Annotated in this window: 14 protein-coding genes; 5 read left to right on the forward strand and 9 right to left on the reverse strand. The window is 59.8% G+C overall.

Features of this window, described 5'->3' with window-relative positions; translation table 11 throughout:
- The first annotated feature begins 14 nt into the window (after nt 1-14).
- Nucleotides 15-911, forward strand: coding sequence for a branched-chain amino acid ABC transporter permease (locus ACIQUH_RS01345; protein ID WP_400812006.1), 897 nt, complete (start codon nt 15-17; stop codon nt 909-911).
- A 60-nt stretch (nt 912-971) separates the two neighbouring features.
- On the opposite strand, the gene ACIQUH_RS01350 is transcribed toward ACIQUH_RS01345, so the two are convergent.
- The 5 genes from ACIQUH_RS01350 to ACIQUH_RS01370 form a co-directional block, all read right to left on the reverse strand.
- Nucleotides 972-1439 carry a molybdenum cofactor biosynthesis protein MoaE gene (locus ACIQUH_RS01350; protein WP_400812008.1) on the reverse strand — a complete coding sequence of 156 codons (468 nt, stop codon included), beginning with the start codon at nt 1437-1439 and terminating at the stop codon, nt 972-974.
- A gap of 4 nt (nt 1440-1443) precedes the next feature.
- The gene (gene moaD / locus ACIQUH_RS01355) at nt 1444-1698 is read right to left on the reverse strand and encodes a molybdopterin converting factor subunit 1 (RefSeq protein WP_400812010.1); all 255 of its coding nucleotides are present in this window, start codon (nt 1696-1698) and stop codon (nt 1444-1446) included.
- Nucleotides 1698-2285: a CDP-diacylglycerol--glycerol-3-phosphate 3-phosphatidyltransferase gene (gene pgsA, locus ACIQUH_RS01360; protein ID WP_059752461.1), complete on the reverse strand. Its 588-nt coding sequence runs from the start codon at nt 2283-2285 to the stop codon at nt 1698-1700. The genes moaD and pgsA overlap by 1 nt, the downstream gene beginning before the upstream one ends.
- A 103-nt stretch (nt 2286-2388) precedes the next feature.
- Complete coding sequence (gene uvrC / locus ACIQUH_RS01365; RefSeq protein ID WP_400812012.1) at nt 2389-4434, reverse strand: excinuclease ABC subunit UvrC; 2046 nt, start codon at nt 4432-4434, stop codon at nt 2389-2391.
- On the reverse strand, nt 4431-5219 hold the full coding sequence (locus ACIQUH_RS01370; protein WP_400812014.1) for an SDR family oxidoreductase: 789 nt from the start codon (nt 5217-5219) through the stop codon (nt 4431-4433). The genes uvrC and ACIQUH_RS01370 overlap by 4 nt, the downstream gene beginning before the upstream one ends.
- Before the next feature lie 349 nt (nt 5220-5568).
- On the opposite strand from ACIQUH_RS01370, the gene ACIQUH_RS01375 reads away from it, so the two are divergent.
- Nucleotides 5569-6225, forward strand: coding sequence for an outer membrane protein (locus ACIQUH_RS01375; protein WP_400812016.1), 657 nt, complete (start codon nt 5569-5571; stop codon nt 6223-6225).
- Nucleotides 6226-6350: 125 nt separating this feature from the next.
- On the opposite strand, the gene ACIQUH_RS01380 is transcribed toward ACIQUH_RS01375, so the two are convergent.
- Both ACIQUH_RS01380 and ACIQUH_RS01385 read right to left on the reverse strand, forming a co-directional pair.
- The gene (locus tag ACIQUH_RS01380) at nt 6351-6947 is read right to left on the reverse strand and encodes a glutathione S-transferase (protein ID WP_400812018.1); all 597 of its coding nucleotides are present in this window, start codon (nt 6945-6947) and stop codon (nt 6351-6353) included.
- A gap of 111 nt (nt 6948-7058) precedes the next feature.
- Nucleotides 7059-7832 carry a ribonuclease gene (locus ACIQUH_RS01385; RefSeq protein WP_400812020.1) on the reverse strand — a complete coding sequence of 258 codons (774 nt, stop codon included), beginning with the start codon at nt 7830-7832 and terminating at the stop codon, nt 7059-7061.
- 207 nt (nt 7833-8039) lie between these two features.
- On the opposite strand from ACIQUH_RS01385, the gene ACIQUH_RS01390 reads away from it, so the two are divergent.
- Nucleotides 8040-8987: a lysylphosphatidylglycerol synthase domain-containing protein gene (locus ACIQUH_RS01390; RefSeq protein ID WP_400812021.1), complete on the forward strand. Its 948-nt coding sequence runs from the start codon at nt 8040-8042 to the stop codon at nt 8985-8987.
- Nucleotides 8988-8991: 4 nt separating this feature from the next.
- Here the strand turns inward: ACIQUH_RS01390 and ACIQUH_RS01395 are convergent, their stop codons facing one another.
- Nucleotides 8992-9855, reverse strand: coding sequence for a 23S rRNA (adenine(2030)-N(6))-methyltransferase RlmJ (locus ACIQUH_RS01395; RefSeq protein WP_400812022.1), 864 nt, complete (start codon nt 9853-9855; stop codon nt 8992-8994).
- Between the two features lie 41 nt (nt 9856-9896).
- Between ACIQUH_RS01395 and ACIQUH_RS01400 the strand changes: the two genes are divergently transcribed.
- Both ACIQUH_RS01400 and ACIQUH_RS01405 read left to right on the forward strand, forming a co-directional pair.
- A complete protein-coding gene (locus tag ACIQUH_RS01400; RefSeq protein WP_400812023.1) occupies nt 9897-12119 on the forward strand; it encodes a molybdopterin-dependent oxidoreductase in 2223 nt (740 codons plus the stop codon).
- A 58-nt stretch (nt 12120-12177) separates the two neighbouring features.
- Nucleotides 12178-12795, forward strand: coding sequence for an NUDIX domain-containing protein (locus tag ACIQUH_RS01405; RefSeq protein WP_400812024.1), 618 nt, complete (start codon nt 12178-12180; stop codon nt 12793-12795).
- A gap of 57 nt (nt 12796-12852) precedes the next feature.
- Here ACIQUH_RS01405 and ACIQUH_RS01410 read toward each other — a convergent pair whose 3' ends face one another.
- The gene (locus tag ACIQUH_RS01410) at nt 12853-13788 is read right to left on the reverse strand and encodes an omptin family outer membrane protease (RefSeq protein ID WP_400812025.1); all 936 of its coding nucleotides are present in this window, start codon (nt 13786-13788) and stop codon (nt 12853-12855) included.
- Nucleotides 13789-13908: the final 120 nt, after the last annotated feature.

The following is a 13908-nucleotide window of genomic DNA, read 5'->3' on the forward strand; positions in this document are numbered from 1 at the left end:
GCGGGAGGATGCGCTTGGCCTATTTCCTGCAACAATTGCTGAATGCCGTGCCGGTAGCCTCGCTTTATGCGGTCCTGGCCTTTGGTTATGCCATCGCCTTTTCCGTCACAAAACGCGCCGATGTCACCTATGGGGCCATATTCGCCTTTGCCGGCCAGACCTGCCTGCTCTTTGCCGACTTCGGCTGGAACCGGTTGTGGCTGGTTTTGCCGGCAACCCTGGCGTTCGGGGCAGGGGCGGGCCTGTTCGGCGGGCTCTGGGCGGCGGGTTTTGTCGGCAGGGCGGTGATGCGGCCGCTGGCGAAAGCCTCTCCCAATGCGGTCACCGTGGCCTCCGTCGGTGTGCTGATCGCGCTGACCGAAAGCGCGAGGCTGGCTGCCGACACAAGGCAATTATGGCTGCCGCCGCTTCTGTCTGAACCGGTGCATTTCTGGGCAGAAGCGGGCTTTGCCGTGACCCTGACGCCGTTGCAGATGCTGAACACGGCGGCCTTCTGCCTGCTCATTCTCGCAGGCTCGCTTTATCTCAGCCGTTCCGGTTTCGGCAGGCGCTGGAAGGCGGTGTCGGACGATGCTCTCGCCGCCGCTCTATGCGGGGTGAATGCGGGCAGGATATTTCTCGTATCCTATTGCGCGGCGGGCCTCGTTGCCGCCATTGCCGGCGTGCTGGCCACGTTTTATTACGGCACCATGGATTTTGGCGCAGGTCTTGTCTTTGGCCTGAAGGTGGTGCTGATTTCGGCGGCTGGCGGTTATGCCAGCCCGCTGATCTGCGGTCTGGGAGCCGCCGCCGTCGGCTTTGCGGAAACATTCTGGGTCGGTTACGGTCCGGTCGCCTGGCGGGATGCGGCGGTTCTGGCGATGCTGGTCGGCTGGCTGATTGTCATGCGCAGCAGGGTCGAAGCGCCTTAGAGCATTTCCAGGAAAAGTGAAATGCGGTTTTCCGTCCGGAAATGCGAGAAAGAAGGAACACTATCGCCACTTGTCCTTCGCCGTATCGTCGATCGTTTTTGCCGTGACCCAGTCGCCCGCCGTGCCATCCCTGCCATGTTCCTTTTTCCAGAACGGGGCTGAGGTCTTGAGATAGTCCATCACGAAATTTGCGCCGTCGAAGGCGGCCTGTCGATGCGATGAGGCGGCGATGACGAGGACGATGTTTTCGCCCGCGGCGATCTTGCCATGGCGGTGGATGGCGGTGAGGCCGAGAAGGCCGAAACGCTCGATGGCCAGTCTGGCAATGCGGGTGATTTCCGCTTCCGCCATGCCGGGATAATGTTCGAGTTCGAGTGCGGCCAGCGTGCCGCCGTCATCCCGGCAGAGCCCGGTGAAAGCGACGACCGCGCCGATGCTTCCGTCGCCCTGCGTCAACAGGCGTGTCTCTTCGGCGGCATCGAAATCCTCCGCCTGTACGCGCACGGTCGGCTGAACGGCGTTTCGCATCCGCTCATCCCCCCGTCATGGGCGGGAAGATGCCGATCTCGCGGGCGCCGGCAATGCTCTCGTCATGCTCGACATGTTCCTGATTGACGGCAACGCGGATCACATCGGGAAACTCGAAGGCCGCTTCGTAATTTTCGCCGCGTGTCGCAAGCCAGGCGATCAGTTCGCCGGCGGTGGCGACGGAAGAGGGGATATCCAACGCCTCTTCGTCCGTGCCGATCTTTTCGCGAACCCAGGCGAAATAAACGATCCGTGTCATCAATCTTCGTCCACGATGTGTTTCAGGCCCGCCTTGAAGTAGTCATAGCCGGTATACATGGTCAGCGCCGCCGCGATCCACAGCAGGGTGATGCCCATTTCGGTCGTGTAGGGCAGCACCTTGTCGCCCGCCGGACCGGCGAGCAGGAAGGCGATGGCGACCATCTGGATCGTGGTTTTCCACTTCGCGATGCGGGTAACGGGAACGCTGACCTTCAGCGCCGCCAGATATTCGCGCAGGCCGGAAACCAGAATCTCGCGGCAGAGAATGGTGATGGCGGCCCAGAGCGACCAGCCGGCAATGGTGCCGTCCGCCGCCATCAACAGCAGCACGGAGGCCACCAGCAGCTTGTCGGCGATCGGGTCCAGCATGCGGCCGATATTCGAGGTCTGGTTCCAGATCCGCGCCAGATAACCGTCGAGGAAATCGGTGAGCGAGGCGATGATGAACAGCCACAACGCCGTCCAGCGCGCGAAATCCGAGCTTTCCAGTTTTCCTTCGATGAAGAAGCACAGGACAATGACAGGAACCGCAAGAATACGGCCATAGGTGAGAAGGTTGGGAATGCTGTATGCGCGCGAAGCCATGGGAAACCTGTCAGTCAAAGATCAGCTGCCTTGATGCCGCCGCCAGGGCATAGCGTCAACATGTCATTATGTTTTTTTAGCAGTTCGGTCTCACCGTTCTGCGTCAATCGCCGCCGCTCTCGTGGAAGTGATTGTAAATTTGCCGCGCGACCGTCTCGGAAATGCCGGTAACAGCCATCAGATCGTTGAGACCGGCGCGGGAAACCGCCTTGGCCGTGCCGAAATGCTGCAGCAGGGAGCGTTTGCGTCCCGGCCCGATTCCCGAGATTTCATCCAGCGGATTGCGCACCATTTCCTTCTTGCGACGCGCCCGGTGGGAGCCGATGGCGAAGCGGTGCGCCTCGTCGCGCATGCGCTGGATGAAATAAAGCACGGGATCGCGCGGCGGCAGGGAGAAATCGCTGCGCCCATCCGCAAAGAAACGCTCGCGGCCCGCCTCGCGGTCCACACCCTTCGCCACGCCGATGGCCGTCACGCAGTCGCGAATGCCGAGTTCGTCGAGAATGGCCCGCACTGCCGTCATCTGGCCCTGACCGCCATCGATCAGGATCACATCCGGCCAGGCGGGGAAGGGCATGTCGGCCGCTTCTTCCGGTGTCGGCGCCCGTTCGCGGTCCGGTTTGCCTTCTTCCTTCAGCAGGCGTGAGAAGCGACGGGTCATCACCTCGCGCATCATGCCGAAGTCGTCGCCGGGGGTGATGTCGGTCGATTTGATGTTGAACTTGCGATACTGGTTCTTCACGAAACCTTCCGGTCCCGCCACCACCATGCCGCCCACGGCATTGGTGCCCATGATGTGCGAGTTATCGTAGATCTCGATGCGGCGCGGCACGGTGGAAAGACCGAAGGTCTCCGCAAAGCCTTTCAGCAGCCGCGCCTGAGACGAGGTTTCCGCCAGCTTGCGGCCATGCGCCTCGCGGGCATTGGCCAGAACATGGTCGGTAATGTCTTTCTTCTCGCCACGCTGCGGCACGCTGATCGTAACCTTGTGCCCCGCCTTTTCGCCAAGCGCGGCAGCCAGCAGCTCCTGTTCCTCCACCGTTTCGGAAAGCAGGATCTGCTTCGGTACCGGCTTGTCGTCGTAAAACTGCGCGAGGAAGGCGTTGAGGATTTCCGAGCCGGGCAGAGAGGGATCGGCCTTCGGGAAATAGGCGCGGTTGCCCCAGTTCTGGCCGGTGCGGAAAAAGAACACCTGAATACAGGAAATGCCGCCTTCATGGTGGATGGCGAAGACATCCGCCTCCTCGATGCCGGCGGGATTGATGCCCTGATGGCTCTGGACGTGCGACAGCGCTGCCAGCCGGTCGCGATAGACCGCAGCGCGCTCGAAATCCAAATCCTCGGCCGCCTCGTTCATCTGCCGCGCAATCGCGGTCTTGACGCTCTGGCTTTTGCCGGACAGGAAATCCTTGGCTTCCTTGACGAGTTCTTCATACCCCTGATCGCTGATCTCATGCGTACAGGGGCCGGAACAGCGCTTGATCTGATAAAGAAGACAGGGGCGCGTACGGGTCTCGAACACGCTGTCGGTGCAGGTGCGAATCAAAAAGGCGCGCTGCAGCGAATTGATCGTGCGGCCGACGGCGCCGGCCGACGCAAAGGGGCCGAAATAATCGCCCTTGCGCGCCCGGGCGCCACGATGCTTGAAGATCGCCGGCGCGCGATTATCGGCGGTGATGAGAATATAGGGAAACGACTTGTCGTCGCGCAAAAGCACGTTAAAGCGCGGCCGCAAGCGCTTGATGAGGTTAGCTTCGAGCAGAAGCGCCTCGGTCTCCGTGCGGGTGGTGACGAACTCCATATGCGTGGTGAAACGCACCATCTGGGCGATGCGGTTGGAATGCACGCGGCCCTGCGCATAATTGCCGACACGCTTCTTCAGCGAGCGTGCCTTGCCGACGTAAAGAACGTCGCCCGCCTCGTTGAACATGCGGTAGACACCCGGCGAATTCGGCAGGTGTTTGACGAATTCTCCGATGAGGTCCATGCCCTTCAGGCCGGATTCGTTTTTCCAGCCCGCATTCCAGTCCATGCCGGCGACGTCGCGCGGCGCCTCGGCAGCATCCGTCGCTGCAAGGTTGGCATCGTCGTCTTCGTCGTCGGTGTCATCGAAGAGAATACCGCCATCAGGCAGCTTCTTTCCGTTCATTCATTTATCTCCGCCACGTCAGGGGTTTCCCAGCCAAGGTGCTGGCCGCCGTCGAGCGCGATCATTTGTCCGGTGACCGACGGCGTATCATAAAGAAAGCGAATCGTCCGGCCGAACTCATCCGGCGCGGGACCACGCTTTAATATAAGGCCGTCGATCTGCGCCTGAAAGTCCTGAGGCGCCTGTCTTTCGCTTTTGAAGGTGGGGCCGGGCCCGATGGCATTGACCCGCACACGTGGCGCAAAGCTTTGCGCCATGGTGCGTGTGGCGGTCCACAGCGCCGATTTCGAAAGCGTATAGGAGTAAAAACGCGGCGTGAGCGCAAGCACACGCTGGTCGATGATATTGACGATCAGCCCGGATTTGTCGGCCGGCAATTGCTCGACAAAGGCGGCGGCGATGAGGGAGGGCGCCCGCACATGCACGGCGAAATGGGCATCGAAGACATCAGGATCGGGTGTTTCTGCGGTATCGGCGAGAAAAACAGACGCATTGTTGACGACGACGCCGATGGGGCCAAGGGCAGAAGTGGCCTTTTCGACAAGCGCCATGGTCGGCGCCGATTGTGTCAAATCCGCCTGAACAGCCGTGGCCCTGCCACCTTTTTGCCTTATTTCGTTAGCGAATTCCTCCGCCTGCGCCATCGATTCATTGGCATGGACGGCGATCGCAAAGCCATGGGCGGCCAGATCGGTGGCGATTGCCCGCCCGAGCCGGCGGGCGGCTCCCGTTATCAAGACTGTCTTTTGTATATTTTCTTTCACGGCGGACCTGCATTTGCTCATATCCGTCCTATTTGCTGGATATAAATGCAAATCGCAAGCTGTCCGTCGACCCCAAAAGAATTGGGCGATTTTTTATTCACAATGCAATTTCGGTTTAATTTGAATATAACTAAGTTTAAAGGCGATCTATTGCTGATTAGGCTTCTGTTAGGGTTAATAAACCCCTTGTGGCAATTAGGCAACGTCTAATTCTAGTCACGTCGCTGCCCCAAACAATTCACATTTTGGCTCTTTGATCTCCGCATTCTCCTATCAAATTCAGTTTCCAGAGGGGCGATTAACCCGACGAGTTTACACCGCGTCTGAGAACAATGTTTTGAGTACAGAGCGGTCCTGAAAGGAGAATAGCATGCGTATTTTCGTAGCAACCCTTATGGCTTCGACCATGGCAGCCGCCGGCTTTTCGGCTGCTCACGCCGCTGACGCCGTAAATGAAGTGCCGCAGGCACCGGTGTCCTACGACCAGCCCGCGCCGGTCAAGGATTGGTCCGGCGCCTACCTCGGTGGTACCGTCAACTACGATTGGGGCCGTTTCAGCTCCAGCAACGACGGTCGTGACGCCAAGGGCGCTGGCGGCGGTCTCTACGGCGGTTACAACTGGCAGAACGGCCAGCTGGTTTACGGTGCGGAAGCAGACGTCAACCTCGGTGACGAGCGTGGTTCCGCCGGTACGGTCGCAGGTCGCGCCTTCGAAGGCAAGCAGGGCGTCAACGGCTCGCTGCGTGGCCGCGTCGGTTACGACATGAACCCGTTCCTGCTCTATGGTACGGCCGGTCTTGCTGTTTCCGACAACAAGGTTCGTGACGGCGTCGACAAGGACAGCGCCACGGCTCTCGGTTACACGGTTGGTGCCGGTGTAGAAGCCATGGTCACCGACAACATCACCGCTCGTCTGGAATATCGCTACAGCGACTACCAGAAGAAGGACTACACGCTCGGCAACGACGCCTTCTCGCGTGGTTTTGACGACCATTCGGTCAAGGCCGGTATCGGCGTCAAGTTCTGATCCCTCAAGGATCGCTATTGGAAAAGCCGGGGTTTTCGCCCCGGCTTTTTTGTTTTCCGGTCTATGTCGGATTGATGTCGGGAAGAATGCCCGGCCTTCTGGCCAGGCATCCTTCTGCATCCGCCTCAGGCGGCGGCCTTCATTTCCGTATAGGCTTCGAAACGCTTGCCGAAGGTTTCCGGCCAAGCGACCAGCGCCTCGCGCCCTTCGGCCCATTCTCCGGCAAAACGCAGGTCCAGGTAACCGATCATCGCGGCAAGGGCGAAATGGCCGCCATGCAGCTTCTTGCCGGTTTTCGGCAGGTTCGCATTGAGATGGTCGAGGCCCTTCACGACCTTTTTCCACTGCTTGTCGATCCATGGCTGGTGGATCTTGTCTTCCGGGCGGTAGCGGCGCTCGTAAACGATGGCCAGCAGGCAATCCATGATGCCGTCGCACAGCGCCTCCAGAATTTCCACATCCGTGCGCTTGCCGTTCTTTTTCGGGTAGAGCTTGCCGCCTGAAAGACGGTCGAGATAATGCATGATCGCCACGCTGTCATAAACCGAGCCGCCTTCATCCAGAAGCAGGACCGGAATCTTGCCGAGCGGATTGTTATCCATCAGCGTTGCGGGCTCGGCATTGGTGTCGACGCGTACGGAGGTAATGTCGATGCCGAGATGGCGCGCGGCCATGCGCACCTTGGCGGAGTAGGGGGAAGCGGGCGAGTAGAGCAGTTCCATGGTCGGGTCCTGTGGTTGTCGTCTGGTGACTGGAATATTCAATAAAACTGGATAGCGGCTTTATGTCTGGAAAATGTGTAAAGACAGGAAAGAGAGCGCATTTGATGCGCTCTAGCGAATGGGGATGATTTCCGTGGCGTTGGCGCGGCAGCCCTTGCGGTCAAGCTCGGGGCAATCGCGGAATGTCATGTCCCTGTTGAGGCAGATACGCACTTCCTCGAGGCGCCTGCCGTCGCAGCTGATGGAGATGCCACGTTTCGACAGGCCGGGATTGGCGTCGGTGAAGGCGGTTTCTATGGCGTCGGCGGAAAGTGTGGCGGCTTCGGCGCCCGAGGAAATTTTCCCCGGCAACCTGATGGCTTCGAAGGCGGCCCGTGTCGCCGAGAAATAGTCCCTCTGCGACAGGCCGGAGCAGGAGCCGTGCTTGCGCCACTGGTGGCCGATCAGGCCCATCGACGGCATGATGTCGAACATGGTGCGGCCGATCGCATCCGGAACCCGCTCGGGCTCGCTGCTTTGGCAGAATTCGGGATAGCCGTTTTCGTTCTGCGGCCACAGCCCGTGCACCACGAAACCGTAACGCCTGTCGCTGCCGCATTGCTGGCGGTTGCCCGAGCCTTCGGAACTGGCGCAGAAGGCCGGCGACCAGGAGAGCGACAGCACGTAAAAATCGAACCCGTTTCCGCGCGGCGCAGGGTTTTTCTCGGTCTCCTGTTGGGAAACGTCGCGCCTTGGAGCGTCCGTCCGGGAATTCCCGGTGGTCTGCGACTGGGGCTGTGTCTGCCGGTTGCCGGCGGGGCTCATCGGTGCCGGATTTTCCCGCGCGAACCACAGTGCTGCAAGCGATAAAAGACCCAGGGCGATGAAACCGGCATAACGCTTCATTCCGTGTACGTTCTCCGGAAAATGGACGACCTCATATCGTCGGCAGGCGACGATCCGGTCTTACATCAACTTGTGAACGGGGCAAACCGCCAATCTTTGATGAAAAGGTTGAAAGCTTCGCCGCATAACGAATAGAGTCGAACGAATCTTCCGCAAAAGACGGAACAGGGCTGGGGTGAAGCTGGAGGAAATAGGCGGCATGACCGCATGAAATTCAAGAAATACATCTGGCCCGTCGTTGGCTTCGCGACGATCGGTTTTTCCGCATGGTTGCTCTTTCACGAATTGCGCGGGTTGTCGCTCGACGATCTCTGGGACAGTCTGAAAGCCATTCGTGTGCGGGACTGGCTGTGTTCGGGCCTTGCAACCCTGCTCGCCTATGCCGCGCTCGCCGGTTACGACCGCATCGCATTGCAGCATCTTGGCCGCAAGGTGAACTGGTTCTTCATCACGCTCACCTCTTTCACCACCTATGCGCTGTCCCACAATGTCGGGGCGTCGGTATTCTCGGGCGCCGTGGTGCGATATCGGGCCTATACGTCCAAGGGACTGAGTGTGGCGGAAGTGGGCGTTCTCGTCGGCCTCTGCTCCTTCACCTTCCTCATAGGCACGATCATGCTCATCGGGCTGGTGCTGCTTTACGAGCCCGACATCACCGAACGGTTTACCGGAATCCTGCCCGTCGAAGCCTCCACCACGACAGGCGTGCTGCTGCTGCTCTTCGTCGGCCTTTATATTCTTGGCAGCCTGCTCAGACTGAAGCCTTTGAAAATCGGCTCATTCGTGCTGCCGTACCCCGCGCCGAAGCTTGTTGCGCAGCAACTCGTCATCGGCCCGATCGAGCTGATCGGCGCAGCGGGCATCATCTATTTCGCGCTGCCGGAAGCCGGAAATCCGGGTTACATGGTCATTCTCGGCATATTTCTGGTGTCCTTCTCGGCGGCACTCATCTCGCATGCGCCGGGCGGACTGGGGGTGCTGGAACTGGTCTTCGTCACCGGCCTGCCGGATATGAACCCCGCCGACGTCATCGCCGCACTGCTGGTCTTCCGGCTGTTTTACCTCATCATTCCCTTCATCATGGCGCTGTTCGTGATCCTGTTCTTCGAGCGATCACAGCTTGCAGCGGCGCAGAAAAGGGAAGGGCTGAGATAGGCCTTCAATTCTCTTCCGGCTTTTCCTCGCCGCGCAGCCAGAAGGCGCGCTGCGAGGCGAACCTGTCCTGCGCCAGCATTGTCTTCAGATAAGGCAGCAGCGTGTGCAATTCGTCCTTCAGCGTATAGGGCGGATTGACGATGATGAGGCCGGAGCCGCTCAGGCCATCCAGCCGGTCGCTTCTGACGGAAAGTTCCGCGCACAGCATCTTCGGAATGTCGAAGGATTGCAGCCGCTCATGGAAGTCCTTGATCGGTGCGCCTTTCTTCAAGGGATACCACAGGCAATAGGTGCCGGTGGAAAAACGTCGACAGGCCTTGTTCAAACCATCGGCCAGACGCTGATATTCATTCTCAAGCTCGAAGGGCGGATCGACGAGGATGAGGCCGCGCTTTTCCTTCGGCGGCAGGTGCGCGCCGAGCGACAGCCAGCCATCCAGCTCGGTGACACGCACCTGATAGTCCCCCTCGAACAGGCGCGCGAGCGCCCGGCTGTCATCCGGGTGCAGTTCCATGGCCGAAAGCCGGTCCTGCGGGCGAAACAGCATACGCGCGAGTTTCGGCGAGCCGGGGTAGAATTTCACGCCACCTTCCGGATTGAGTTCCTTCACGGCGTCAAGATAGGGCTTCAGCAGGTCGGCGATGGGGGCGGGCAGATCGGCCTCCATCAGCTTGCCGATACCGGTCTGCCATTCGCCGGTCTTCTGCGCCTCTTCCGAGGTGAGATCGTAAAGCCCGATGCCGGCATGGGTGTCCAGCACCCGAAAGGCCTTGTCCTTGTTCTGCAGGTAGCGCACGAGGCGGGCGAGAACGGCATGTTTGAGGACATCCGCGAAATTGCCGGCGTGATAGATGTGGCGGTAGTTCATGGATGTGTCTCGCTTGCCGTTTATCCGGATGAATGGTCAGGATGAATATTCTTGATGGACGTCACTTCGGCCTTTTTGCCGCATCGTTGATGCAATATACAAAAGACATGAACGTTGCGACCCCGATTTCCGCTGAAAAAGCCGCCCCGAAGGCCGAAGTCCGTATCGGACACACGGTATGCCCGCATGACTGTCCGAGCGCCTGCGCGCTTGAGGTCGACATCAATGCCGATGGCCGCATCGGCCGTGTGCGCGGCGCCAACGCAAATACTTACACCGCCGGCGTCATCTGCGCCAAGGTGGCGCGTTATTCCGAGCGCATCTATCATCCCGGCCGTCTTCTGACCCCGAAGCGCCGCAAGGGTGCGAAGGGCGCCGGCGACTGGCAGGAAATCTCCTGGGAAGCGGCTCTGGACGAGGTCGCCGATGCCTTCGTCAAGGCTGAGGCACGGCATGGCGCGGAGGCCATCTGGCCCTATTTTTATGCCGGCACCATGGGGCAGGTCCAACGCGATTCCATCGAGCGTCTGCGCCACGCCAAGAAATATTCCGGCTTCTTCGGTTCGATCTGCACCAACATGGCCTGGACCGGTTATGTCATGGGCACCGGCGCACTGCGTGGACCCGATCCGCGCGAGATCGCCAAGGCCGATGTCGTCGTCATCTGGGGCACCAATGCGGTCGCCACGCAGGTCAATGTCATGACCCATGCGGTCAAGGCCCGCAAGGAACGTGGCGCGAAGATCGTCGTCGTCGATATCTACGACAATCCGACCATGAAACAGGCGGATATGCGCATCGTCGTCCGCCCCGGCACGGATGCCGCACTTGCCTGCGCCGTCATGCACATCGCCTTCCGCGATGGTTACGCCGACCGTGATTATATGGCGCGCTTCGCCGACGATCCGGCAGGGCTCGAGGCGCATCTGAAGACGAAGACGCCGCAATGGGCGTCCGAAATCACCGGTCTTTCCGTCGACGAAATCGAGGATTTCGCAAGGCTGGTCGGCACCACGAAAAAGACCTTCTTCCGGCTGGGTTATGGTTTTGCCCGCCAGCGCAACGGCGCGGTCGCCATGCATGCGGCGCTTTCCATCGCCACGGTTCTCGGTTCCTGGCAATATGAGGGCGGCGGCGCGTTTCACAACAATGGCGACATTTTCCGGCTCAACAAGGCGGAGCTGATGGGCAGTTCTTACGCCGACCCCGAGGTGCGCCAGCTCGACCAGTCGCAGATCGGCCGTGTGCTGACGGGCGATGCGGAAGCGCTGCGCCACGGCGGCCCTGTGACGGCCTTGCTCATCCAGAACACCAATCCCGTCAATGTCGCGCCCGAACAGCGGCTGGTGAAACAGGGTTTTCTGCGCGACGATCTCTTTGTTGCCGTGCATGAGCAGTTCATGACCGAGACGGCCGACGTCGCCGATATCGTGCTGCCGGCCACCATGTTCCTGGAGCATGACGACATATACCGCGCCGGCGGCCAGAACCACATTCTGCTCGGCCCCAAACTGGTGGAGCCGCCGGAAACGGTGCGCACCAATCTCTTCGTCATCGAGGAACTGGCGAAACGCCTCGGCATCGACCATATGCCGGGTTTCGGCCTTTCGGCCCGCGAGCATGTCGACCGTATGCTCAAAGTCAGCGGCTGGGGTGATTTCGACACGCTGGCTGAAGAGAAGTGGATCGATGCGCAGCCGTCCTTCGAGGTGGCGCATTATCTCGAAGGATTCGGTTACGGCGATGGCAAATTCCGTTTCAGCCCCGAATGGGCGACTGGACCGTCTCCGAACAAGCCGCCGAAAAACATCGGTGTGATGGGGCCCGTTGGGCAATTCCCGAAATTCCCGGATCAGGTCGACGTCATCGAAACCGTGGATGGCGACCATCCGTTCCGGTTGGCGACATCGCCGGCGCGCAATTTCCTCAACTCCACCTTCGCGGAAACCAAAACATCCGTGCAGAAGGAGGGCCGCCCGGAACTGATGATCTGTCCGCAGGATGCCGCCGGCAACGGTATCGCCGATGGCGATGTCGTCCGCATCGGCAATGGCCGCGGTGAAGTGCGGCTCCATGCGAAAATCGTGGAGGGTGCGAGACCGGGCGTGCTGATTGCCGAAGGCCTGTGGCCCAACAGGGCGCATATGGATGGCGAGGGCATCAATGTGCTGACCGGCGCCGATGCCGTTGCCCCCTATGGCGGCGCGGCCTTTCATGACAACAAGGTTTGGTTACGCCGCGACGATGAGGCTCGCGAGGCTTGATATTGCGCCGCAACAAGGGCAGGCTGAAACCAATGCACGACAGGCAAGGACATATCCGTTGACACAGACGCAGGCGAAAAACGTTCCGGCCGACACGGATGCCGGCAGAATCCGGCTGGTGGAAAAAGAAACCGTCTGGAAGGGCTTCGTGCATATGCAGAAGCTCGTTTTCGATCAGCGCATGCCTGACGGTAAAACCATCCGTATCGTCCGGGAAGTCCACGACCATGGCAGCGCCGCCGCCATTCTCCTCTATGATCCGAAACGTGACAGCGTGGTGATGGTGCGCCAGTTCCGCCCCGCCGCCTTCGTGAACGGCGATCAAAGCTTCATGATCGAGGTGCCGGCGGGGCTTCTCGATGACGACGACGCGGCCGTCGCCATCCGCCGGGAGGCAATGGAAGAATCCGGCTATGCGGTCGAAAAGGTCGAGTACCTCTTCGACATGTATGCGAGCCCCGGCACGCTGACGGAAAAGGTCAGTCTCTTCGTCGCCCGCATCGATCTTGATGTGCAGGCCGGCAGCGGCGGCGGGCTGGAGGACGAAGGCGAGGATCTGGAGGTCCTGACCTACGGGCTCGATGAAGCCTTCGCAATGATCGCATCGGGTGAAATCGCCGATTCCAAGACGATCATTCTGCTGCAATGGGCGATGTTAAATCGCGCCCGGCTTTGAGGGCAGGGTTATTCGAGCGCATCTGGTAAACTCGTACATCGAGTAATACCGTCGCAATCAGAAGCGTCCTTTCACACCCATCCCCACGAAAATCGACTGCAAGTCACCGCCGCCGGCATTCTTTTCCGATGACAGGTTTCCGGCGCCTGCGCCGCTGTAGTGGGTGTCTCCGCGTCCGAGGCTGGTATAGTCATACGCGCCGTCGAGATAGACCGAGGCATTCTCGGTCAGGTCATAGGCAACGCCCGCCTTCACCCCGAACATGCCGGCAACGTCGAATTTGTCGGTGAAGCGCATGTCGCGCAGATGATGATCGTCGGTCGCCTTGCCATAGACCATCGCGCCGCCTTCTAGGCCGGCATTCAGCGACCAGTTGCCGAACCTCTGGCCGCCGGTCAGGTTGCCGTAGAAAACCGGTATCTGCTGACGATAGGTGATGCCTTTGACATCATCCTTGAATTTTACACTCAAATCCCTTGGCGAGAAAAGACTGTAGACGCCTCTGCCGCCATAGGCAGACCATTGCACATCCGTGTAACGGAAGCCGACGCCGGCGCTGAGATATTGCTGGGGATCGTCCAGCAGCATGCGGTTGAGTTCGAGGCTTCCCGAAAAATAATGGTCGAGCCGCGTATCGTCGTGCTGGGAACGATGGCTCCAATTGTCCTTGGAGCTATCCCGGGAAAAAGGCCATATCCAGTCATAGTCGGTCATGTAACCATCGCCTTCGAAGCCGACGCGGCCTTCTGCCTTCACGCGCCAGCCGGGCGCAAGCTCAAGCCCGAGCGAGCCGCGCAGCGCCATGGCATTCTTGGTTTCCCATTCGAGTTCACTGACCTTGCGACCGCGCAGATGAACGGTTTCCGTCGCGCGGAGATTGAGGACACCGGCATCCAGCGAGGCTGTAACACCGCCTTGCTCGGCCAGGACCGGCAGGCTGGCACTCATCAGCAAAACCGCCGAAAGCGGCAGGAAGAATCTCGAAAATGGCATAATCGCTCCTGAATGACCGGAGGGCCCGAAATAGGGGCCGTTACGGGCATTAAAGATGATTATGGTAAATGATCGGTTTATTTCGCCGAAAATACCACTTATGATTATCGCTGTACTTTA

Origin of the sequence: Agrobacterium sp. NPDC090283, from assembly GCF_044769685.1 — a bacterium.
Taxonomy (GTDB): domain Bacteria; phylum Pseudomonadota; class Alphaproteobacteria; order Rhizobiales; family Rhizobiaceae; genus Agrobacterium.